This window comes from Kosakonia sp. CCTCC M2018092 (genome assembly GCF_003864115.1).
Lineage (GTDB): Bacteria > Pseudomonadota > Gammaproteobacteria > Enterobacterales > Enterobacteriaceae > Kosakonia > Kosakonia cowanii.
This window is the reverse complement of record NZ_CP034225.1, coordinates 823,594-844,795: the sequence shown is the minus strand read 5'-3', so window position 1 is coordinate 844,795 and position 21,202 is coordinate 823,594. Positions and strand designations below refer to the sequence as shown.

Annotated in this window: 18 protein-coding genes; 7 read left to right on the top strand and 11 right to left on the bottom strand. The window is 55.8% G+C overall.

Annotation, left to right across the window (positions count from 1 at the left end; all coding sequences use genetic code 11):
* Positions 1-2: 2 nt before the first annotated feature.
* Positions 3-1,130 carry an ABC transporter ATP-binding protein gene (locus tag EH164_RS03925; protein WP_124967363.1) on the top strand — a complete coding sequence of 376 codons (1,128 nt, stop codon included), beginning with the start codon at positions 3-5 and terminating at the stop codon, positions 1,128-1,130.
* Positions 1,131-1,192: 62 nt separating this feature from the next.
* Complete coding sequence (locus tag EH164_RS03920) at positions 1,193-2,482, top strand: ABC transporter substrate-binding protein (protein ID WP_023481034.1); 1,290 nt, start codon at positions 1,193-1,195, stop codon at positions 2,480-2,482.
* Between the two features lie 253 nt (positions 2,483-2,735).
* On the opposite strand, the gene EH164_RS03915 is transcribed toward EH164_RS03920, so the two are convergent.
* The 3 genes from EH164_RS03915 to kduI all read right to left on the bottom strand — a co-directional run bounded on the left by EH164_RS03915 (position 2,736) and on the right by kduI (position 6,123).
* Positions 2,736-4,154, bottom strand: a complete 1,419-nt coding sequence (locus EH164_RS03915; RefSeq protein WP_124967362.1) for a sugar porter family MFS transporter — start codon at positions 4,152-4,154, stop codon at positions 2,736-2,738.
* A gap of 311 nt (positions 4,155-4,465) precedes the next feature.
* Positions 4,466-5,227 carry a 2-dehydro-3-deoxy-D-gluconate 5-dehydrogenase KduD gene (kduD, locus tag EH164_RS03910; RefSeq protein ID WP_023480692.1) on the bottom strand — a complete coding sequence of 254 codons (762 nt, stop codon included), beginning with the start codon at positions 5,225-5,227 and terminating at the stop codon, positions 4,466-4,468.
* A 59-nt stretch (positions 5,228-5,286) separates the two neighbouring features.
* The gene (gene kduI / locus EH164_RS03905; RefSeq protein WP_094422984.1) at positions 5,287-6,123 is read right to left on the bottom strand and encodes a 5-dehydro-4-deoxy-D-glucuronate isomerase; all 837 of its coding nucleotides are present in this window, start codon (positions 6,121-6,123) and stop codon (positions 5,287-5,289) included.
* Between the two features lie 496 nt (positions 6,124-6,619).
* On the opposite strand from kduI, the gene EH164_RS03900 reads away from it, so the two are divergent.
* The gene (locus EH164_RS03900; RefSeq protein WP_124967361.1) at positions 6,620-7,795 is read left to right on the top strand and encodes an oligogalacturonate lyase family protein; all 1,176 of its coding nucleotides are present in this window, start codon (positions 6,620-6,622) and stop codon (positions 7,793-7,795) included.
* A 391-nt stretch (positions 7,796-8,186) separates the two neighbouring features.
* On the opposite strand, the gene EH164_RS03895 is transcribed toward EH164_RS03900, so the two are convergent.
* From EH164_RS03895 to EH164_RS03875, 5 genes are all read right to left on the bottom strand, one after another.
* Positions 8,187-8,867, bottom strand: a complete 681-nt coding sequence (locus tag EH164_RS03895) for an oligogalacturonate-specific porin KdgM family protein (RefSeq protein WP_124967360.1) — start codon at positions 8,865-8,867, stop codon at positions 8,187-8,189.
* Positions 8,868-9,306: 439 nt separating this feature from the next.
* Positions 9,307-10,488 carry an acetyl-CoA C-acetyltransferase gene (locus EH164_RS03890; RefSeq protein ID WP_124967359.1) on the bottom strand — a complete coding sequence of 394 codons (1,182 nt, stop codon included), beginning with the start codon at positions 10,486-10,488 and terminating at the stop codon, positions 9,307-9,309.
* Between the two features lie 155 nt (positions 10,489-10,643).
* Positions 10,644-11,456 carry a MetQ/NlpA family ABC transporter substrate-binding protein gene (locus tag EH164_RS03885; protein WP_023481046.1) on the bottom strand — a complete coding sequence of 271 codons (813 nt, stop codon included), beginning with the start codon at positions 11,454-11,456 and terminating at the stop codon, positions 10,644-10,646.
* An 18-nt stretch (positions 11,457-11,474) separates the two neighbouring features.
* A complete protein-coding gene (locus tag EH164_RS03880; RefSeq protein ID WP_042713275.1) occupies positions 11,475-12,143 on the bottom strand; it encodes a methionine ABC transporter permease in 669 nt (222 codons plus the stop codon).
* On the bottom strand, positions 12,136-13,158 hold the full coding sequence (locus tag EH164_RS03875) for a methionine ABC transporter ATP-binding protein (protein ID WP_094421954.1): 1,023 nt from the start codon (positions 13,156-13,158) through the stop codon (positions 12,136-12,138). Before EH164_RS03875 ends, EH164_RS03880 begins: the two co-directional genes overlap by 8 nt.
* A 172-nt stretch (positions 13,159-13,330) precedes the next feature.
* Between EH164_RS03875 and EH164_RS22555 the strand changes: the two genes are divergently transcribed.
* Genes EH164_RS22555 through EH164_RS03865 form a run of 3 tightly spaced genes read left to right on the top strand, consistent with a single transcriptional unit; the run spans position 13,331 to position 16,077 of the window.
* The gene (locus tag EH164_RS22555; protein WP_164483600.1) at positions 13,331-13,579 is read left to right on the top strand and encodes a hypothetical protein; all 249 of its coding nucleotides are present in this window, start codon (positions 13,331-13,333) and stop codon (positions 13,577-13,579) included.
* A complete protein-coding gene (locus tag EH164_RS03870; RefSeq protein ID WP_124967358.1) occupies positions 13,554-14,924 on the top strand; it encodes a cystathionine beta-synthase in 1,371 nt (456 codons plus the stop codon). Before EH164_RS22555 ends, EH164_RS03870 begins: the two co-directional genes overlap by 26 nt.
* Positions 14,925-14,934: 10 nt before the next feature.
* Positions 14,935-16,077, top strand: a complete 1,143-nt coding sequence (locus EH164_RS03865; RefSeq protein ID WP_124967357.1) for a PLP-dependent aspartate aminotransferase family protein — start codon at positions 14,935-14,937, stop codon at positions 16,075-16,077.
* Between the two features lie 10 nt (positions 16,078-16,087).
* Here EH164_RS03865 and EH164_RS03860 read toward each other — a convergent pair whose 3' ends face one another.
* Positions 16,088-17,422 carry a sensor domain-containing diguanylate cyclase gene (locus tag EH164_RS03860; RefSeq protein WP_124967356.1) on the bottom strand — a complete coding sequence of 445 codons (1,335 nt, stop codon included), beginning with the start codon at positions 17,420-17,422 and terminating at the stop codon, positions 16,088-16,090.
* Between the two features lie 508 nt (positions 17,423-17,930).
* On the opposite strand from EH164_RS03860, the gene EH164_RS03855 reads away from it, so the two are divergent.
* Positions 17,931-18,521: a nitroreductase family protein gene (locus tag EH164_RS03855; protein WP_370277249.1), complete on the top strand. Its 591-nt coding sequence runs from the start codon at positions 17,931-17,933 to the stop codon at positions 18,519-18,521.
* A gap of 479 nt (positions 18,522-19,000) precedes the next feature.
* Here the strand turns inward: EH164_RS03855 and EH164_RS03850 are convergent, their stop codons facing one another.
* Both EH164_RS03850 and EH164_RS03845 read right to left on the bottom strand, forming a co-directional pair.
* Positions 19,001-20,122: a cupin domain-containing protein gene (locus EH164_RS03850; RefSeq protein ID WP_124967354.1), complete on the bottom strand. Its 1,122-nt coding sequence runs from the start codon at positions 20,120-20,122 to the stop codon at positions 19,001-19,003.
* A 65-nt stretch (positions 20,123-20,187) separates the two neighbouring features.
* Complete coding sequence (locus EH164_RS03845; RefSeq protein WP_124967353.1) at positions 20,188-21,111, bottom strand: LysR family transcriptional regulator; 924 nt, start codon at positions 21,109-21,111, stop codon at positions 20,188-20,190.
* Between the last annotated feature and the right edge of the window lie 91 nt (positions 21,112-21,202).

Genomic DNA, 21,202 nt, shown 5'->3' with positions numbered 1-21,202 from the left:
TCATGGCTGAAGTAATTTTCAACAAACTGGAAAAGGTCTACTCAAACGGCTTCAAAGCGGTACATGGTATCGACCTGAAAATCGCCGACGGTGAATTTATGGTGATTGTTGGTCCCTCCGGCTGCGCCAAATCGACCACTCTGCGCATGCTGGCGGGGCTTGAGACCATCAGCGGCGGCGAAGTGCGCATCGGCGAGAAGATTGTTAACAACCTCGCGCCGAAGTCGCGCGGCATCGCCATGGTGTTCCAGAACTATGCGCTCTACCCGCATATGACCGTGCGCGAAAACCTCGCCTTCGGCCTGAAGCTGAGCAAAATGCCGAAAGATGAGATCGCACGCCAGGTAGATGAAGCGGCGAAAATCCTCGAACTGGAAGAGTTAATGGATCGTCTGCCGCGCCAGCTCTCCGGCGGCCAGGCGCAGCGCGTGGCCGTTGGCCGTGCGATTGTTAAAAAACCGGATGTCTTCCTGTTTGACGAACCGCTATCCAACCTTGATGCCAAGCTGCGCGCTTCGATGCGCATCCGCATTTCGGATCTGCATAAGCAGTTAAAAAGCTCCGGTAAACCGGCGACCACCGTGTATGTGACCCACGATCAGACCGAAGCGATGACCATGGGCGACCGCATCTGCGTGATGAAGCTCGGCCATATCATGCAGGTCGATACGCCGGATAACCTCTATCACTTTCCGAAAAACATGTTCGTCGCGGGCTTTATTGGCGCGCCGGAGATGAACATCAAACCGGCGAAAATCGTGCAGAAAGAGGGTTCCCTGCACATTACCGTCGGCCAGGAGACGCTGGCGCTTAACACTCATCAGCAGGAGAGAGTCGCGGCTTATGCCGACAAAGAGGTCTTCTTTGGCGTGCGTCCGGAGTTTGTCTCCGTCTCCGATGAACCTTTCAGCGACGACTGCGGCGCGGGCGATCTGGTGCGCGTCGAGAACATGGGTCATGAGTTCTTCGTCTACCTGAAAGTCGCCGACTATGAGCTGACCGCCCGCATTCCCTCTGATGAAGCCAGGCCGTTGATTGCTAAGGGGCTGCACCGGAAGGTGTACTTTAAGTTCGACATGAATAAGTGCCACATCTTTGACGCGAAAACGGAACAGAACATCTCTCTATAGCTAAAAACATGCGGGCCGCCTCAGGCGGCCTCAGCGTGACCTACATAAACTGGAGTATAAAAATGAAAAAAGTGCTAATCGGCGCAGCTATCTCCGCAACCCTGGGCATGTGCGCTGTACCCGCCACCGCCGCTGACAATGTTGATTTGCGTATGTCCTGGTGGGGCGGCAACGGTCGTCACCAGGTCACCTTAAAAGCGCTGGAAGAGTTCCATAAACAGCATCCCGATATTACCGTGAAGTCCGAATACACCGGCTGGGACGGGCACCTCTCCCGTCTGACCACGCAGATCGCTGGCGGCACCGAGCCGGACGTCATGCAGACCAACTGGAACTGGCTGCCGATCTTCTCGAAAAACGGCGAGGGTTTTTACGACCTGAACCAGGTGAAAGATATTATCGATCTTAGCCAGTTCGACGCTAAAGAGCTGCAAACCACCACTATTAACGGCAAGTTAAACGGCATTCCTATCTCGGTAACCGCGCGCGTCTTCTACTTCAATGACGAGCAGTGGAAAAAAGCGGGCGTCAGCTTCCCGAAAACCTGGGATGAGCTGATGGCGGCGGGCAAAACCTTTGAGAGCAAGCTGGGCAAACAGTACTACCCGGTCGTGCTGGAGCACCAGGATACGCTGGCGCTGCTCAACTCTTATATGGTGCAGAAGTACAACATTCCGGCCGTTGACGAAAAGACGAAAAAATTCAGCTACAGCAAAGAGCAGTGGGTTGAGTTCTTCCAGATGTACAAAAAGCTGGTCGACAGCCACGTGATGCCGGATTCGAAATACTATGCCTCGTTCGGTAAGAGCAACATGTATGAGATGAAGCCGTGGATCGAGGGCGAATGGGGCGGCACCTATATGTGGAACTCCACCATCACCAAATACTCCGACAACCTGAAGCCACCGGCCAAACTGGTATTGGGCGACTACCCGATGCTGCCGGGCGCCACCGATGCGGGGCTGTTCTTTAAACCGGCGCAGATGCTGTCGATTGGTAAGTCGACCAAACATCCGAAAGAGGCGGCGCAGGTGATTAACTTCCTGCTCAACAGCAAAGAGGGTGTGCAGACGCTGGGTCTTGAGCGCGGTGTACCGCTGAGCAAAGTGGCGGTCGAGACGCTGACCGCCAGCGGGGTTATCAAAGAGGAGGATCCGGCGGTCGCGGGCCTGCGTCTGGCGCAGTCGCTGCCGGCGAAGCTCTCGGTGTCGCCATATTTTGACGATCCGCAGATTGTGGCGCAGTTTGGTACCGCGATTCAGTACATCGATTATGGTCAGAAAACCGTTGAAGAGACCGCGACGGACTTCCAGCGCCAGGCCGAGCGTATCCTCAAGCGCGCCATGCGTTAACCAAGTAAAAAGTCGAAGCTGTGAGATTTTGTAGGCCGGATAAGCGTTTACGCGCCATCCGGCAAAAAATGCCCGGTGGCGCTGCGCTTACCGGGCCTGGGAATGCAGTTTCATTAGGTTTTGTAGGCCGGATAAGCGCTTGCGCGCCATCCGGCAAAAAATGCCCGCTGGCGCTACGCTTACCGGGCCTGTGAATGCAGTTTCATTAGCTTTTGTCGGCCGGATAAGCGCTTGCGCGCCATCCGGCAATTCCTCACACGCCGATATTGCGCAACTTCTCCCCGGACAACAAACGACGCTCAATATGCTCAAGCGTGACGTTTTTCGTCTCCGGCACCAGCCAGAAGGTGACACCCACAAACGACAGGTTCAGAGCGGTGTAGAGCCAGAAAGTGCCCGCCGCGCCAATCGCATCCAGCAGCGTCAGGAAGGTCGCGCCGATAATCATGTTCGACACCCAGTTGGTGGTTGTCGAACAGGTGATACCAAAATCGCGGCATTTCAGCGGCTGGATCTCAGAGCACAAAATCCACACCACCGGCGCGGCGCTCATTGCATATCCGGCGATACAGAGCATGGTCATCCCGACCGACACCCACGAAAGACCGCTGGACGCCGTGCCGTTATCAAACTGCATCAGGCAGTAACCGAGGATCAGCGTACCAATCGCCATCACGCTAAAGCCGATTTTCAGCGCCGGTTTACGCCCGGCTTTATCGACCGTAAAGACGGCGATAAAGGTCGCAAACATAAAGGTCAGGCCGACCACCAGCGTGGCGATCATCTGCTCTTCCGTGGTGGTAAAACCGGCCATCTTAAAGATGCGTGGTGCGTAATACATGATGATATTCATGCCGGTGAACTGCTGCATCGCCTGCAGCAGCATGCCGAGAAAGACCGCGCGGCGCACGTTGCGGTTGTTCTTGAACAGCTGAAAGCCGCCCTGCTTCAACTTCAGGCTTTCGCGGATTTCATTCAGCTCTTCACGCGCTTTTTCCGAGGTATCGCGCAGCATGCGCAACACCTCTTCCGCTTCAATATGGCGCCCTTTCTGCGCCAGCCAGCGCGGGCTGTTGGGTAAAAAGATCACCAGGATAATCAACAGCACCGCGGGTAGCGCCAGCACGCCAAGCATCGCCCGCCAGTTGCCGCTGTAGCTGAACGCGGTATCGGAGAGAAACGCCAGCACAATCCCCAGCGTCACCATTAGCTGATACATGCTGATCATTTTGCCGCGCACGTTTTCGCTCGCCATCTCAGAGAGATAGAGCGGCGCGGTGTAGGAAGCAATACCGACCGCGACGCCAAGCAGCACGCGGGAGATGAGCAGCACTTCGACGCTGGTGGCAAACGCCGAGCCGAGCGAACCGGCCACAAAAAGAATCGCCCCGACCATCAGGCTGTATTTACGGCCGAGGCGGAACGAGAGCCAGCCGTTAAACAGCGCGCCAATCGCCGCGCCGAGCATCATGCTGCTCACCACCCACTCCTGCAGCCGGTTGCTTAAGGTGAAGTGATCGGTAATAAACGGCAGCGCGCCGGCAATCACGCCGATATCAAGGCCAAACAGCAGCCCGGCGACCGCGGCGGAAACAGAGACAAACATATTCATGCGTCGGGTATCACGCAGCGCACGGGGTAAAGCGACAGAATCATTACTGAGAAAAGCCATTATTATTTCCTGCCTGCACAGAATAAGACGTTATATGAAAGTAAGGCAGCGACGGGAAAAGCGTCAGTGAGGAAAACGCGAAGATATGGATAAAATAGCTGTCAGCTACTGTTTTGTGATGGAGTTTACAATTTTGAAAATAGTGTTTAAGCGCTAAACTATTTTTAATTAGCTTATTTTTAAGCATATTTTAGCGTTAGTGAAATAATTAAGAGTAAATGATATGGATATTTCAATTTGTTGCGTATGGACAAACAATATGCAGATATAAAAAAACCTGCCGCAGCAGGTTTCTTTTTTACAGGCGGGAATTAACGCGCCAGCCAGCCACCATCAACGGCGATGGTGTAGCCATTGATGTAATCAGAGGCTTTAGAGGAGAGGAACACCACCGGCCCCATCAGATCGCTCGGCAGACCCCAGCGGCCAGCCGGGATGCGATCGAGGATCTCGGCGCTGCGCTGTTCGTCGGCGCGCAGCTGCTGGGTGTTGTTGGTCGCCATATAACCCGGCGCAATCGCGTTAACGTTGATGTTGTGCTTCGCCCACTCGTTCGCCAGCAGGCGGGTAACGCCCATCACGCCGCTCTTAGAGGCGGTGTAAGAAGGCACCCGGATGCCGCCCTGGAAGGAGAGCATCGAGGCGATATTGATGATTTTGCCGCCGTTGCCCTGGGCGATAAAGTGTTTCGCCGCCGCCTGGGACATAAAGAAAACGCTCTTGATGTTCAGGTTCATCACGTCATCCCAGTCCTGCTCGCTGAAGTTGATCGCATCTTCGCGGCGGATCAGACCGGCGTTATTCACCAGGATATCGATTTTGCCGAACTCGGCGACCGCGCGCTCAAGCAGGGCCGGAATGCCATCGATCTTACGCAGATCGGCGGTCAGGCTCAGAAAACGGCGGCCCAGCGCGGTGACGCGCTCGATGGTTTCAGTCGGTTCAACAATGTTGATGCCGACGATGTCGCAGCCTGCTTCCGCAAGGCCCAGCGCCATGCCCTGCCCCAGACCAGTATCGCAACCGCTCACTACCGCAACTTTACCTTGAAGAGAAAATGCATCCAGAATCATGTGAGTTCCTTAATCTATCAGCGCCTGTCACGGACAGGCAGTGTGTTTGCTGCCCGCAATTAGCGCAGATCTTTTACGGCGACGTGGTCCATATCATCAAAGACCTGGTTTTCGCCCACCATCCCCCAGATGAAGGTGTACGCGCGCGTACCGACACCTGAATGGATTGACCAGCTTGGTGAAATCACCGCTTGTTCGTTCTGCATCACGATATGACGCGTCTCCTGCGGCTGGCCCATCATATGGAATACGCAGGCGTCCTCTTCCATATTGAAGTAGAAATAGACTTCCATGCGGCGTTCGTGGGTGTGGCACGGCATGGTGTTCCACAGGTTGCCTGGCGCAAGCTCGGTCAGCCCCATGCTTAACTGGCAGGTCTCCAGCACGTCCGGCACAAAGTACTTATTGATGGTGCGGCGGTTGCTGGTTAACGGATCGCCGAGGGTGACGGGGGAAACCTCCGCAGGCGTCACTTTTTTGGTTGGATAGGTGGTATGAGCCGGGGCGCAGTTGTAGTAAAACTTCGCCGGTTTCGCTGCGTCAACGCTGGCGAACACCACCTCTTTCGCGCCTTTGCCGACATAGAGCGCATCACGATGGCCGATTTCATAGATCTCGCCATCAACGGTAATGGTGCCCGCACCGCCGATATTGATTACGCCCAGCTCGCGGCGTTCGAGGAAATAGGTGACGCCCAGCTGTTTACCCACTTCACCGCCAACCGACACGCTTTTCGCCACCGGCTTGATACCGCCGACGATGATGCGATCGATGTGGCTGTAAACCATGGTGTATTCATCATCGACGAACACTTTTTCGATTAAAAACTCGTTGCGCAGCCCCTGGGTATCCAGCGTTTTAGCGTGCGCGCTGTGGATGCTTTGTCTGACTTCCACACTTACCTCCGACATCAATGTTCAGCAAAATGGCCTGAGACGAAACAGAGAAACAGTGTTCCGTTTCAACTTTTGCTGCATCTTATCCCGGCTAAAACACGTTTTCAATCTTATATAAAACAACGTTTCAATTTTTATGTTAGTTATTTTCCGTTCTGGAAGTAGGATCACGATTGTTGAGCGTTGACAAGCGCTGCGGGGCTTAGAAGCATTCCGGCCTATGCTAATTAGTTGCTAATAATCAATTAGTTAAATCAATCTTTGCAATTTGACAGTCACAGCAAAATTTCTCGTTTAAAATCAAAGCCCATTATTCACGCCTGTGATATCACAATCGCTTTTATGCCCTTCGTAATAATTTTCTTATAAATTGCGCCCGCAATCACAAATATTGAAACGACGTTTTGATAAATTGAAATCCTATTTTTAAACTTAAGCAGATACGGGGTCATGCGGGGACGCAACATGGCGGCCGGCCCCTCTACAGGAGAGAAAAATGGCGAAAGGCATGCGGGTAAAACTCAACTATGCAGTGAGCCGCGATCCGGATACCGGCGCGGAAGTGACCCGCTTAACCCCTCCGGAGGTGACGTGTCACCGCAACTACTTCTATCAAAAGTGCTTCTTTAACGATGGCAGCCACCTGCTGTTTGCCGGCGAGTTTGACGGCAACTGGAACTACTATCTGCTGGATATTGAAAATGCCGAAGCGGTGCAGTTAACCGAAGGCGCGGGCGATAACACCTTTGGCGGCTTTCTCTCCCCGGACGACAGTGCGCTCTACTACGTAAAAAACGATCGCACCTTGCGCGAAGTTAACCTGCACACGCTGGCTGAGCGCGAGATCTACCGCGTCCCCGAAGATTGGGTGGGTTACGGTACCTGGGTCGCCAACAGCGACTGCACCAAGCTGGTGGGGATTGAGATTGCCGCCAGCGACTGGACGCCGCTTAACGACTGGCAGCTGTTCCATGACTTCTTCCATAAAGGGCCACACTGCCGCCTGCTGCGCGTTGATCTCCAGACTGGCGAAAGCAAGGTGATTCATGAAGAGAAGATCTGGCTCGGTCACCCGATCTACCGCCCGTTTGATGACAACACCGTGGCGTTTTGCCATGAAGGCCCGCACGATCTGGTCGATGCGCGGATGTGGCTGGTGAATGAAGATGGCAGCAACGTGCGCAAAGTTAAGGATCATGCCGAAGGTGAGAGTTGCACCCATGAGTTTTGGGTGCCGAACGGCTCGGCGCTGGTCTATGTCTCTTACCTGAAAGGCGAACAGGGGCGCTCTATCTCTCGCTTTTATCCAGAGAGCGGCGTGAATGAAGAGATTATGCCGATGCCAGCCTGCTCGCATTTGATGAGCAACTTTGACGGTACGCTGCTGGTCGGTGACGGCTCCGGCACGCCGGTCGATGTGAAAGATACCGGCGGCTACACCATTGATAACGACCCCTATCTCTATGTGTTCGACGTGGCGCAGAAAGGGTATTACCGCGTCGCACGCCATGACACCTCCTGGGCGACCTTTGCCAACAGCCGCCAGGTCACGCATCCGCATCCATCGTTTACCCCGGATGACAGCGCAGTGCTGTTCAGTTCCGATAAAGACGGCAAACCGGCGCTCTATATCGCCAAACTGCCCGAGCAGCGCACCCTGCTGCAACCCTGAATTTGAGTGAGTGTTTCTGTAACTGGCCTTGCCCTCCAATGGAGGGCCTTTTTTTGCGCGCTTTTCTCCGGCACTGATCCCGTAGGCCGGATAAGCGTGAGCGCCATCCGGCAATAAACTCTGCGGTAATCATGCCGGATGGCGGCGATGCCTTATCCGGCCTGCATGATTCCGTTCTCCGGCACTGATCCCGTAGGCCGGATAAGCGTAAGCGCCATCCGGCAATAAACTCTGCGGTAATCATGCCGGATGGCGGCGATGCCTTATCCGGCCTACATGATTCCATTCTCCGGCACTGATCCCGTAACGCGTAAGTCACGAGCGGCGCGAAGAATGACGGGCATAAAAAAACCCGGCGCCAGGCACCGGGTGTTTGAAAATATTCAGAGACTCAGAAAGAGTAAGCGACACCCAAACGGAAACGGGTCTGGCGTTCGTCGGTATTTTTCACGCCCACATTGCCGACTTCGACATACGGTGACCAGTTTTTATCAAGTTTGTACGCCAGCTTGGCATTATATTCGTTGGAGTAGTTTTTATTATTTTCACGCACCACATCTTCGGTGCTCTTGGCATATACGTAGTTCAGCTCGGTGCGGAAGTCGCCCATTGCCCAGCCCACCCATGCATCGAATTTATTGACTTTGTTATCGACAACGTTGGAATCCGGGTTACGGGTATATTCATAACGGTAACGGCCGGCAATATAGACGCCGTTATCAAAGCTGTATTGCGCATGAATATAGGGTTTATAGATCGAGAAGGTATCCTTACTTTCAATATTAAAACCTGGCGTTAACGCAATATTCTTGGTGGCAGCCCAGCGCCAGTTGATCGACTCTTCATGACCGTTGCCGACAATCTCCGTTAACGGCTTATCAGCATCATCGCCACCCGATTTCCATTTCGCTTCAACGCCAAAACCCAGGCCATTATCAAAGCGATGCGACACGGCTACGCGATCGGCGTTGGAGCCGCTATCAATGTATTCATGGCGCAGATCGACGGTAACAGCGTACGAAGCGAAGGATGCGCCAAGGAGAGTAGCAAGGGCCAGAGTTTTCTTAAACATGAGCAACCTCAACAATTAAAATTACGTTTCATTTTTATGGAATTGCATTTTATTTTTATAGTAACTTTATTTTAGTGATCTGGATCGTAAATATTTCTCTAGAAAATAGCGAAGTAAAAGCACGTGACGAGCATCAATAAAAGTTGCTCTTTAGGGGTAAAAAAAGCGTTTAAGATCACACCACAGGCTTATTATCGGGATTTACATAAACCCAATTAAATAGCGCACAGAGGGCGGCGAGACAATGCACATAAAATTAATAAGCAGGCTTATCAGTTGAAAATAAAATGGTCACGCAGGGGATAATGCTATTTTTAGCGATTACTTTGATTCTTAAGGAAGGAAAGAGAAGGTTTTATTTTTATTGAAACGGAAGCTGCGAGAGGGATCACAAATAATAACGCCCTCAGGGCGAGGACGTTATTATCAGCAACCAGGATTAGTCACGCTCGATCGCCAGCGCGACGCCCTGTCCACCGCCAATACAGAGTGTTGCCAGCCCTTTGCGCGCCTTGCGCTTTTGCATCTCATGCACCAGCGACACCAAAATGCGGCAGCCGGAAGCCCCAATCGGATGACCGAGCGCAATCGCGCCGCCGTTAACGTTGACGCGCTTCTCATCCCACTCAAGGATTTTGCCCACCGACAGCGCCTGCGCGGCATAAGCTTCGTTGGCTTCGATCAGGTCGACATCATCCAGCTGCCAGCCCGCGCGCTCAAGGCAACGCCGCATGGCGTAAACCGGCGCAATGCCCATCAGCGCCGGATCAACGCCCACGCTTGCAAAGGCGCGAATGCGTGCCAGTACTGGTAAGTTAAGCGCCTCTGCGCGTTCCGCGCTCATCATCAGCACCGCCGCCGCGCCATCGTTAATCGGCGAGGCGTTACCGGCCGTCACCGAGCCGCTGGTTTCAAAAGCCGGGCTGAGCTGTGCCAGCGCTTCAGCACTGGCATCGGTGCGCGGCTGCTCATCGGTATCGACCAGCACACGCTTGCCGTCGGCGCTCTGCGTCTGCACAGGGACGATCTCGTCGCGAAAACGGCCAGAGTCGATAGCCATCCGCGCTTTATGTTGCGAACTGAGCGCCCACTCATCCTGGCGCTCGCGGCTGATGCCATATTCCCGCGCCAGGTTCTCTGCCGTGACGCCCATATGGTAATCATTGAATGCATCCCACAGCCCATCATGCACCAGGCTGTCGATAACCTGGCTGTTGCCAAGCTGCGCGCCGGTGCGGCTATCGGTTAACACATGCGGCGCGCGGCTCATGTTCTCCTGGCCACCGGCAATCACCACGTCGGCTTCGCCGCACTGGATCGCCTGCGAGGCGAGATGCAGCGCTTTCAGCCCGGAGCCGCACACATCGTTGATGGTGATCGCAGAAACCGTATTCGGCAGCCCGCCCTTGATCGCCGACTGACGAGCCGGATTCTGCCCGGCCCCGGCGGTCAACACCTGGCCCAGAATCACTTCATCGATATCCTGCGGCTGCACGCCGCTGCGCGTCAGTAACGCCTGCACCACCGCGCTGCCCAGCTCAACGGCAGAGTGACGCGACAGCGCCCCCTGAAAACAGCCGATTGGCGTGCGCACAGCGCCGACAATCACCACATCTTTCATCTCTACCCCCACGATGGCTGAACCGGGCAATAGTAGAGCATTGTTAAAAAGGTTTATCAGGGATGTTTAAAATTGGTGAGATTAATCACAGGGAATTGTACGGGGCGATCGAGGAGGCAGAGATGCGCGGCCAGGGCGACCGCGCATCAGGGAGATTAGTTGTTTACCGGAATAACCGCGCCTTTGTATTTGGTGCGGATCCAATCCTGGATCTCTTTCGAGTGCAGCACGTTCACCAGCGCCACGATATCTTTCTTCTTCTCGTCGCCGCGATGCACGGTAATGATGTTGGCATACGGGTTATTTTCACCGCTCTCGACGGCAATCGGATCGTGAACCGGGTCGAGACCGGCATCAATCGCGTAGTTGGCGTTGATCACCACCGCGTCGCCTTCATCGTTGTTGTACATCTGCGGCAGCAGCGCCGCTTCAACGTTCGGCAGGAACTTCAGTTTTTTCGGGTTCTCAACGATATCGTCAATGCGCGCCGTCACTTTATCGATGCCCGGCTTCAGCTTGATGACGCCCTCTTTTTCAAAGATAGAGAGAATACGCCCCTCTTCAGAGACCGCGTCACGCATGATGATTTTTCCGCCTTCCGGCAGATCCTTCAGCGACTTGTATTTTTTGGAATAGATACCAATCGGCTCAATATGAATCGCACCGGCGCTAACGAAATCATAGGTTTTGTCGCCAGCGTGATCTTTCAGCACGCTGTTCAGATACGGAATGTGCTGGAAGTAGTTGGCATCGATTTCACGGCCCGCCAGCGCGGTGTTCGGCAGGATGTAATCCTGGAACGGTTTGATCTCCAGATCGATGCCCTGCTTCGCCAGAATCGGCTTCGCCTGCTCAAGGATCTCCGCGTGCGGTACGTTAGACGCGCCAACGGTCAGCGTATCGGCCCAGGAGGAGAAACTCAGCACGCTGAGGGTGGCTGCGGCAATCAGTGTCAGTGTCTTTTTCATGTTGTTGGTTTCCAATAGTTATCGTTTATCTAACAGAGAGGTAATCACGTCGCCGCAGAACTGGATGATGAAGACGATGATAAGAATGGTCACCGTCGCCACCAGCGTGACGTCGTTATGGTTCCGCTGGAATCCTTCCAGATAAGCAAGATTGCCCAGGCCACCTGCGCCGATCACCCCGGCCATGGCGCTGTAGCTCACCAGCGCAATCAGCGTCACGGTAATACCGGAGACCAGCGCGGGCGATGATTCGGGAAGCAGCACCCGAAAGACTAAGGTACCGAGACGCGCGCCCATTGAGCGCGTCGCCTCAATGACCCCTTTATCCACTTCACGCAGCGCAATCTCCACCAGCCGCGCGTAGAACGGTGCCGCGCCGACAATCAGCGCCGGTAGCGCCGCGTTAGCACCAAGAATCGAGCCGACAATCGCCTTGGTAAAGGGGATCAACAGCACAATCAAAATGATGAACGGAATCGAGCGGAAGACGTTTACCAGAATAGAAATGACGCTGTAGAGCGCACGGTTCTGGAACAGCCCGCCGCGCGCGGTGAGAAACAGCGCCAGCCCAAGCAGAATGCCCAGCACGAAGGTTGCCGCGCCCGAGAGCGCCGTCATATAGAGCGTCTCCTGCGTTGCCGCCCAGAGTTGCTCCCATTTCAGGTGCGGAAAAAGTGATTCAGCCATGGGTCACGACCTCGCTCTCAATGTTGCTCTTGCCGAGATCGGTAAGAATGTTGTTCAGTTGTTCCGGAGTTGCCACCACGTGCACCCATAATTGCCCAAATACGCCATGCGCGGTTTGCGACATCTTGCCGTGCAGAATGTTAAACGGCAGGCCGTAGCGCAGCGTCAGTTCGCCGACAATCGGCTGATGGGTGCTGTGGCCGGTAAAGGTGAGCTTAATCACCGTGCCGTCGAGATCGCTGTTCAGATCCGGGTTGAAGGTTTCCTCTTCTTTATACTGGCTCACCTGGCGCACAAACTGTTTGGTGATCGGCTGCTGCGGATGGGTAAAGACCTGCAGCACATCGCCCTCTTCCACCACTCTGCCCTCTTCCATCACCGCGACGCGGTCGCAAATCTTGCGCACCACGTGCATTTCATGGGTGATCAGCACAATCGTCAGCTTAAAGCGGCGATTGATATCAAGCAGCAGGTCAAGGATCTGATCGGTGGTTTGCGGGTCGAGCGCCGAGGTGGCTTCATCGCAGAGCAATACATCGGGGTTGTTAGCCAGCGCGCGGGCAATGCCGACACGCTGCTTCTGCCCGCCGCTCAGCTGCGACGGATAGGCGTTTTCGCGCCCTTTCAGCCCCACTAACTCAATCAACTCGGCAACGCGCGCGTTGATCGCTTTCTTCGGTGCACCAGCGATCTGCATGGAAAAGGCGATGTTCTCGCTTACCGTGCGCGACCATAAAAGGTTGAAGTGCTGAAAGACCATGCTGATCTTCAGGCGTGCCTGGCGCAGGGCTTCGCCACGCGCGGCGGCAATATCCTGGCCGTTAATCACCACGCTGCCGTTGGTTGGTTTTTCCAGCCCGTTCAGTAAGCGGATCAGCGTACTTTTGCCCGCACCGCTGTAGCCGATAATTCCATAAATTTGCCCCTGCTCAACCGTCAGATTGACGTTGTCGACGGCGGTAATCGATGCCTTTCCCTGGTCGAAGATCTTGGAGATATTCCTGAGGACGATCATGCGTTGGTATTTTCCGTTTGGCGGTTTAGCAGTATGGATGTCCAGATGATAATAATCAGCCAGCGTTATAATACAAATAACCAAATAGACATTAGATATAGCAGAAAGCGCTAAAAGCGTTATAACGCGGCGTCGCAAACTAAGAATTTATTCAGCATAAGATTGCCGAAAAATGCATAACAGCGGCGAAATAGTGAAGAAAAAGGGAGAAAAAGCATTTAAAAAGCGCCGTTTTAGCGATACATCCATCCAGACGACTGCACGGCTTGCCGCCCCGATGGCTAAACAGTGCTTTATATTTCCATTCGTTCTAAATACCAAACAAAGATTCTTTAAACGCGCAAAAAGAGAGACCTATCATCCGCTCACTTCCCTGATTAGCGAGCAAATGGGTTATGTCACTTTTTCATTCAGTAACTGAATTAATTGGTAATACACCGCTGCTGCAACTGCACAAATTACCGACCGGGCCGTGCGAACTGTTTTTAAAACTGGAAAACCAGAACCCCGGCGGCTCGATAAAAGACCGCGTCGCGCTATCGATGATCAACGAAGCCGAGCGGCAAGGCGTGCTGAAACCGGGCGGAACCATTATCGAAGCCACGGCGGGCAATACCGGCCTTGGGCTGGCGCTGATCGCCGCGCAGAAGGGCTACTCGCTGGTGCTGGTGGTGCCCGACAAAATGAGCCGCGAGAAGATTTTCCACCTGCGCGCGCTGGGGGCGAAGGTGGTGATCACCCGCTCCGATGTGAACAAAGGCCATCCGGCCTATTACCAGGATTATGCGCGCCGTCTCGCCGACGAGACCCCGGGCGCGTTCTATATCGACCAGTTTAATAACGCTGCTAACCCGCTGGCGCATGCCACCTCTACCGCGCCGGAACTCTTCGCGCAGTTGGAGGGGAAGATCGATGCCATTGTGGTGGGTGTCGGCTCTGGCGGGACGCTCGGCGGGTTGCAGGCATGGTTTGCCGAACACTCTCCCGACACCGAATTTGTGCTCGCCGATCCGGCAGGCTCGATCCTCGCCGACCAGGTGGAAACGGGGCGCTACGGCGAACCCGGCGCGTGGCTGGTTGAGGGGATCGGCGAAGACTTTATCCCGCCGCTGGCGCAGCTCGACGGTGTGCGTCAGGCGTTTCGCATTAGCGATAAAGAGGCCTTTGCCACCGCGCGCCTGCTGCTGCAACAGGAAGGCATTCTCGCGGGTTCTTCTACCGGCACGCTGCTGAGCGCGGCGCTGCGCTACTGCCAGGCACAAAGCTCGCCGAAGCGGGTGGTCACCTTTGCCTGCGACAGCGGCAATAAATACCTCTCAAAAATGTTTAACGATGACTGGATGCGTCAGCAGGGTTTGCTGACGCGCCCGTCGCAGGGCGATCTGACGGACTTTATTGCGCTTCGCCATGATGAAGGCGCAACGGTGACCGCCTCGCCCGACGACAGCCTTGCAACGGTGCTCGCGCGCATGCGGCTGTATGACATTTCGCAGCTCCCGGTGCTGGAAAATGGCCAGCTTGTCGGGCTGGTTGATGAGTGGGATCTGATAAGCCATGTGCAGGGCGACAGCGAGCGTTTCGCCCTGCCGGTGAAGGCGGCGATGACCCGCAATCTGGAAGTGCTGGATAAACACGCCCCGGAAAGCGCCATGCGTGACATTTTCGATCGCGGTCTGGTGGTGGTGATCACCGATAACGGCCGCTTTGTCGGCCTGATAACCCGCAGCGATGTCTTAACAACCTGGCGTAATCGACTGGAACAATAAGGAACACGAGATGAAATTAATGGCTACGCAGAGCGTCCACAGCGGCGTTTTTCACGACCAACACGGCGCGGTGATGCCGCCAATTTACGCCACCTCCACCTTCGCGCAACCGGCGCCGGGGCAGCACACTGGCTATGAGTATTCGCGCAGCGGCAACCCCACCCGCCACACGCTGGAAACGGCGATTGCCGAGCTGGAGGGCGGAACGCGCGGCTACGCTTTTGCTTCCGGGCTGGCGGCGATCTCAACGGTGCTGGAGCTGCTGGATAGCGGCAGCCATATCGTGGCGATTGATGATGTTTATGGCGGCACTTATCGCCTGATCGAAAACGTGCGTCGGCGCAGCGCCGGGCTTGAGGTGAGCTGGGTAAAACCGGACGATCTGGCCGGGCTGGAAGCGGCAATCCGCCCACAAACGCGGATGATTTGGGTCGAGACGCCGACCAACCCGCTGCTGAAGCTGGTCGATCTGCAACAGGTTGCGGAGATCGCCAGACGCCATAACGTACTGAGCGTGGCGGATAACACCTTTGCCTCGCCGGTGATCCATCGCCCGCTGGAACTGGGCTTCGACATTGTGGTGCACTCAGCCACTAAATACCTTAACGGGCACTCCGATGTGGTCGCAGGCCTCGCGGTGGTGGGCGATAACCCGGCGCTTGCCGAGAAGCTGGGCTATTTGCAAAACGCAGTCGGCGGCGTGCTCGATCCCTTCAGCAGTTTCCTGACCCTGCGCGGTATCCGCACTTTGTCCCTGCGCGTTGAGCGCCACAGCAGTAACGCGCTGGCGCTGGCCCGCTGGCTGGAGCAGCATCCACAGGTTGAAAAGGTCTGGTTCCCGTGGCTGGAGTCGCACCCGCACTATCAGCTGGCGCGCAAGCAGATGGCGCTGCCGGGCGGCATGATCTCGGTGGTGGTGAAAGGGGATGATCCGCGCGCGACGCAGATCATCCAGAAGCTGAAGCTGTTTACGCTGGCAGAGAGCCTGGGCGGCGTAGAGAGCCTGGTGAGCCAGCCTTTCAGCATGACTCACGCCTCCATTCCACTGGAACAGCGGCTGGCAAACGGCATTACCCCACAGCTGATTCGCCTGTCGGTGGGGATTGAGGATGAAGCGGATCTGATTGCCGACTGGCAACAGGCTCTGTCGTAACAGAGCGCCGTCAGGCGCCCTGCGATGTGGCAGGCATATCTCTGGCAGAGACCACCTGGTTGCGGCCCTGCTTTTTCGCGGCGTAGAGCGCAGTATCCGCCCGGTGAATTAACCCGCTGGCAATCATATGCAGCGGTTTTTCATCAAGAGGCAGGAGATCGCTTTGCAGGGTCGCGACGCCGATGCTGATGGTCAAAAAGCCGGTCGGGCTGGCGGCGTGCGGACGCCTGAGGGCGCTGATATCATGTCGCACCCCTTCGGCGACGCGCATCGCCTGTGCCAGGCTGGTGCCGGGCAGGATAATTAAAAACTCCTCCCCGCCGTAGCGGCTGACATTATTGTTGCTGCGCAGCCGCGCCGAGGTCAGCGTAGTGGCGACCAGCCGCAGGCAGTCATCCCCCGCCTGGTGGCCCTGCGAGTCGTTGTAGTATTTGAAATAGTCGATATCCGCCAGGCAGACCGAGAGCGGGAACCCCTCCTGCAACGCGCGGTTAATCTCCTGCAACAGGCGCTCATCCATATAGCGGCGGTTAAACAGCCCGGTCAGGTGATCGTGCTGGGCATACTGCTGCAACACCTTATTGGCGTTCGCCAGCTTCTGCTCCGCCAGGCGACGCTCGGTGATATCGACCCAGGTAACCGATAATCCGACCACAATGTCCATCGCGTCGCGCACCGGTACTGCCTGGATATCGTAACTGCGCTCATGCCAGCTCAGCTCGCGCGACGGCGGGACGCCGCCCGCTTTTGCTAAGGCAAAATCGGCAACGAAGAAGGGCCAGAACTCCGGCATCAGTTGCTGAAAGTGGCAATGGGTATCTTTTGGCGCGCTGTCGCCGAGCAGTTTCGCCATCGCTTTATTGAACATCACCAGATGCCCGCGGCTGTCGATCATGCAGAGCGCTACGGCGGTGGTGTCGTAAATGGTCTCCAGTTGCAGTACGCGTTCGCCAAGGTTGGAGATATTTCTGTCGATGCCGCGATAACCGCGCAGCTCGCCCTGCTCATCAAAAAGCGGAACGCCGCTGGTCTCCAGCACCACAATGCCGCCATCGGCGCGCTGGTTGCGGTTGACCAGCCCGGAAAAGGCGCGCTTTTCCGCCACGATGGCACCAAATGCCCCGGCGACGCGCTCGGCTTCGCCTGGCGGCATAAAATCGAAAGGCGTTTTGCCAATCACCTCTTCCGGGGAAACACCCAGCAGATCCGTCACCACGTCCGACGACCAGGTGTAACGCCCTTGTGCATCCACTTCCCAGACCCAGTCCGAATTATTATTCAATAATTCAAACAGATGCCTGATCTCTTCATCCCTGTGATCGTGCTCTTTTTTATCATTATTCATTTCATTGTTTCCGCATGACCCACTATGCGCTCAATAACAGCTGGAGAAGGTGATGAAGGGGTGAATCATTGACTTCATAAATACTTGCCATCGCTCTACACTGCACAAATGCAGGATGAAAGAGAAGATGGTTCGCCACAGATTTGCGTAAAAAAAAGCGTCAGAGGCGGCTTTTTTGCCGGGCAAACGGCTCCGTTCGCCGCGACGGATAATAATAGCTGACGGCAAATGACTCCGTTAACCTTTTCGCTGAGCACGCGCGCGCAAGGCGGCGTTAAATACCGCGCTTTCTTTCATCTGTTTGCTGAATGGAATCTTATCGGCGTGTGTTCAGATAACTTTGCTACTTTCACCGTTACTGCTCATAACAGGAGCGCTGTTTATGGATCCGTTTCAGCAAATATTGAAATCGACTATCGCCCGTACAGAGGTGGTTCCGCCCGCCGTAGCGCCGCAAGCGTTGCTGGAAACGGTATTCAACGTACAGACCCTCGTTCCGCCCGTGGAGATGTTCCTCGCGCTGGCGAAGGCGCGGCGCTCGATCTACGCGCTGGGGAAAGATCTGCCGGTATCGCACGAAGAGGCGATCGCCACGATCAAGGAGGCGATCCGCCAGGCACCTTCGGCGTTTCATTCGCAAACTTCACGCGCGCTGATCCTGCTTGATCATGAGCATGAACGCTTCTGGGAACTGGTGCGCGCGCAGATGCGCAATGTGATCCCGGCGGAGAGTTTTCACGCCACCGCCGATAAACTCGATGGCTTCAGCGCGGCGGCCGGCACGGTGCTCTTTTTTGAGGATCAGGAGGAGGTGAGCCACCTGCAGCGCCAGTACATTGCCTATGCCGAGCATTTTCCCGTTTGGTCAGAGCAGAGTAGCGGCATTGCGCAATACGCGGTGTGGCTGGCGCTGGCGGAGAAAAAGATTGGCGCGAATTTGCAGCATTATCACCTGTTGATTGATGCCGATGTGCGCGCAACGTGGAATATTCCCGAGAGCTGGACGTTACGCGCTGAGATGAATTTTGGTGCCATCCTCGCGCCTGCGGAAGAGAAGACGTTTATCGACGATGAGAAGCGTTTTATCGTCGCCAGATAAGTGTAGGCCGGATAAGGCTGAAAACCGCCATCCGGCACCTGCACAACGGCAAAATGCCGGATGGCGCTACGCTTATCCGGCCTACGCGTAACTGCCTGAAATGCGCTTATCCCGCAGCCTGGAATGTAGGCCGGATAAGGCTGTAAGCCGCCATCCGGCACCTGCACACGGGCAAAATGCCGGATGGCGCTGCGCTTATCCGGCCTACGCGTAACTGCGTGAAATGTGCTTATCTGACCTACGCGTAACTGTCTGGAACGTAGGCCGGATAAGGCTGTAAGCCGCCATCCGGCACCTGCACACGGGCAAAATGCCGGATGGCGCTGCGCTTATCCGGCCTACGCCTAACCGAATGAAATGTGCTTATCCGCCAGCCTGGAATGTAGGCCGGATAAGGCTGTAAGCCGCCATCCGGCACCTGCACAATGGCAAATTGCCGGATGGCGCTGCGCTTATCCGGCCTACGCGTAACTGCATGATTAATCTTCGAAATACCAGTAACCCTGATTGACCAGCCAGGTCAGCTCGTCGGCAAAGGCCGGGTTATCCAGCGCGCTGCCCAACTCCTGCACGCCAATGGTGGTGTAACGACACAATGCATCGGCGGCTTGCGGCTCGGCGGTCTCCAGACATTCGCTATTGATAAAGAAACGATCACCAACGCGCAGGGCGCGCAGCCCGCTGAGACGCGTTAACCTCTGCCCCTCCTTCAGTGCGCCGATCACCTCATCGACCGGGTAATCATCCGGCTCCGGTGCCACATCCAGTTCATGGCGCGGCGTGGTAATAAAGCTGCCAAACCAGCGGTTGAAGTGCTCGGGATCGTTGATCATCGAGATCATCATACTGCGCACACGCTCCAGCTCGTACTCCTCCACCCGGCCAGTATGTTCACGGCAGGTGAGATCCGGATCGCTGTAGTGCTCGCCGCCAAGATCGTTTTCCAGTGCGTAATCCGCAAAGCTGCTGATCAGATCGCGGCCATTCGGCCCACGAAAACCAATCGAGTAGTTGAAAGCAGTCTCATGCGTAAAGCCATCGTGCGGGAAACCGGGTGGGATGTAGAGGATATCGCCCGGGGCAAGATCTTCATCAATGATCGGCTGGAAAGGATCGACATGCAGCAGCGCCGGATGCGGGCAGAACTGGCGCATCGGCAGCTTATCGCCCACGCGCCAGCGGCGGCTGCCCATCCCCTGAATAATAAAGACGTCATACTGGTCGATATGCGGGCCAACACCGCCGCCCGGCACGGAGTAGGAGATCATCAGATCATCAAAGCGCCAGGCGGGCAGCACGCGAAACGGCTCCACCAGCTCGGCGGAGGGAGCATGCCAGTGGTTAACCGCCTGTGCCAGCAGGGACCAGTCGCGCTCGCCTAAATGATCGAAGGTCTCGAAGGGGCCGTTCCACGCCTGCCACTGGCCGTTGACGTGGCTGACAATGCGGCTGTCGATCTCCGGCTCCATCGCCAGGCCTGCCAGTTCATCGGGCGAAATCGGGTCGACAAAATTGGTAAATGCGCCTTTCAGCACCACAGGTTGCTTCTGCCAGTACTTCTCAAGAAATTCCGGCCAGTTGAGGTTGAGTTGGTAAGCCATAGATCCACACCAGTGAGAAGGGAAACGGCGCTGATTATAAAAAGAGAGCGCCCTCCTCCGCCTTGTCATGGGTCAAGGGCAAGCGGCGGCGCGATAACTAATTGTTCGAGCGCGCTGAGCAGCGCATCGACCTTTGGCAGCAGCTGTTTACGCCGCGGCCACACCAGGCTGAGCGGCAACCCATCCGGCTGCTGGTGTGGCAGCAGGATGACCAGCTCGCCGCGCGCTAACTGCTGATGCACCAGCCAGGTAGGCATCTGCCCGACGCCAAGACCTGCGCAGAGCGCGTGGCGCTGCGCATCCACATCGCCCAGCGTCATGCGGTAAGGCACGTTGCGCCACTCCGGGTGCCCATCTTCCGTCAGCAATAACCAGGGTTTGCTGCTGCCATCGACGCGTTCATAGAGGATCGCCCGGTGGCGAAGCAGCTGCGCCTCGTTTTGCGGCGTGCCTTCCCGGCGCAGATAGTCAGGCGAAGCGCAAAAGACCATCTTTTCCCGCCCAAGCTGCCGGTGACCAATCGACACCGGTAAGTCGCCACCCTGGCCAATGCGCACCGCCACATCAATCCCCTCATCAAAGAGATCCACAAAGCGGTCAGAGAAGGTGATGCTGAGATCAATCTCCGGGTGCTGCTGGCAAAAGGGGATCAGCGCGGGCATCACGCCGAGCCGCCCGTAGGTGGTCGGCACCGCAAGCCGCAGGCGGCCGGAAGGGATCGAGCGGTGCGCTGCCAGCACCGATTCAGCTTCCGCCAGCTCCTCAAGGATGCGAATGCAGGTCTGAAAATAGGCCTGCCCGGCATCGGTCAATGTCAGGCGGCGGGTGGTGCGCTCCAGCAAACGCGAGCCCAGGCGCGCTTCCAGCCGGCTGATACTTTTGCTGATTGCCGAGCCGGTCAGATGCAGACGCTCTGCGGCGGCGGCAAAACTCCCCTCTTCGACGCTGGCGACAAAGGGGACGATATCTTTCAGGCGTTGATCGCTCATGGCATTACTGAATTGAGGTTATGAATGATGTGAATTAATAGCAGAGATAAGAATTAAATTCTCTATTAGGCTTTAAAGCTGAAAAAGAAAA

What these genes read in the sequence shown, in the direction of transcription:
- EH164_RS03860 (WP_124967356.1), bottom strand. Translation starts at nt 17,422, where the DNA reads ATGAATAATGATAAAAAAGAGCACGATCACAGGGATGAAGAGATCAGG.
- EH164_RS03870 (WP_124967358.1), top strand. Translation starts at nt 13,554, where the DNA reads ATGTCACTTTTTCATTCAGTAACTGAATTAATTGGTAATACACCGCTG.
- kduD (WP_023480692.1), bottom strand. Translation starts at nt 5,227, where the DNA reads ATGATTCTGGATGCATTTTCTCTTCAAGGTAAAGTTGCGGTAGTGAGC.
- EH164_RS03845 (WP_124967353.1), bottom strand. Translation starts at nt 21,111, where the DNA reads ATGAGCGATCAACGCCTGAAAGATATCGTCCCCTTTGTCGCCAGCGTC.
- EH164_RS03900 (WP_124967361.1), top strand. Translation starts at nt 6,620, where the DNA reads ATGGCGAAAGGCATGCGGGTAAAACTCAACTATGCAGTGAGCCGCGAT.
- EH164_RS03880 (WP_042713275.1), bottom strand. Translation starts at nt 12,143, where the DNA reads ATGGCTGAATCACTTTTTCCGCACCTGAAATGGGAGCAACTCTGGGCG.
- EH164_RS03895 (WP_124967360.1), bottom strand. Translation starts at nt 8,867, where the DNA reads ATGTTTAAGAAAACTCTGGCCCTTGCTACTCTCCTTGGCGCATCCTTC.
- EH164_RS03850 (WP_124967354.1), bottom strand. Translation starts at nt 20,122, where the DNA reads ATGGCTTACCAACTCAACCTCAACTGGCCGGAATTTCTTGAGAAGTAC.
- EH164_RS03925 (WP_124967363.1), top strand. Translation starts at nt 3, where the DNA reads ATGGCTGAAGTAATTTTCAACAAACTGGAAAAGGTCTACTCAAACGGC.
- EH164_RS03915 (WP_124967362.1), bottom strand. Translation starts at nt 4,154, where the DNA reads ATGGCTTTTCTCAGTAATGATTCTGTCGCTTTACCCCGTGCGCTGCGT.
- EH164_RS03920 (WP_023481034.1), top strand. Translation starts at nt 1,193, where the DNA reads ATGAAAAAAGTGCTAATCGGCGCAGCTATCTCCGCAACCCTGGGCATG.
- EH164_RS03885 (WP_023481046.1), bottom strand. Translation starts at nt 11,456, where the DNA reads ATGAAAAAGACACTGACACTGATTGCCGCAGCCACCCTCAGCGTGCTG.
- EH164_RS03890 (WP_124967359.1), bottom strand. Translation starts at nt 10,488, where the DNA reads ATGAAAGATGTGGTGATTGTCGGCGCTGTGCGCACGCCAATCGGCTGT.
- EH164_RS03875 (WP_094421954.1), bottom strand. Translation starts at nt 13,158, where the DNA reads ATGATCGTCCTCAGGAATATCTCCAAGATCTTCGACCAGGGAAAGGCA.
- EH164_RS22555 (WP_164483600.1), top strand. Translation starts at nt 13,331, where the DNA reads ATGCATAACAGCGGCGAAATAGTGAAGAAAAAGGGAGAAAAAGCATTT.
- EH164_RS03865 (WP_124967357.1), top strand. Translation starts at nt 14,935, where the DNA reads ATGAAATTAATGGCTACGCAGAGCGTCCACAGCGGCGTTTTTCACGAC.
- EH164_RS03855 (WP_370277249.1), top strand. Translation starts at nt 17,931, where the DNA reads ATGTTCCTCGCGCTGGCGAAGGCGCGGCGCTCGATCTACGCGCTGGGG.